Raw genomic sequence first — 403 nt, forward strand, 5'->3', positions numbered from 1 at the left:
CCTTACATGACCTCGGTTTAGTTCACAGAAGCCGTGTTCTCATCCTCCCGCCTCCTCCCCCATAAAAAAGCCAGGGGGTGGAGGATTTAATCCATCTCCTGATGACGCATAGTCAGCCCATCATGAATGTTGCTGTCGATGACAGGTTGTTACAAGGGGAGAAGGGCATGGCGAGCGTACAGCTGCAAAATGTAACGAAAGCCTGGGGCGAGGTCGTGGTATCGAAAGATATCAATCTCGATATCCATGAAGGTGAATTCGTGGTGTTTGTCGGACCGTCTGGCTGCGGTAAATCGACTTTACTTCGCATGATTGCCGGGCTTGAGACGATCACCAGCGGCGACCTGTTCATCGGTGAGAAACGGATGAATGACACTCCGCCAGCAGAACGCGGCGTTGGTAT

At 52.1% G+C, this 403-nt stretch carries 1 protein-coding gene; it reads left to right on the plus strand.

Going from position 1 to position 403, the window contains the following annotated elements; all coding sequences use genetic code 11:
* Window positions 1-167 precede the first annotated feature (167 nt).
* A partial coding sequence (locus EVJ21_RS15275; protein ID WP_131490803.1) for an ATP-binding cassette domain-containing protein occupies window positions 168-403 on the plus strand: 236 nt, incomplete at its 3' end.

Origin of the sequence: Exiguobacterium sp. SH0S2, from assembly GCF_004337185.1 — a bacterium.
Taxonomy (GTDB): domain Bacteria; phylum Bacillota; class Bacilli; order Exiguobacteriales; family Exiguobacteriaceae; genus Exiguobacterium; species Exiguobacterium aurantiacum_A.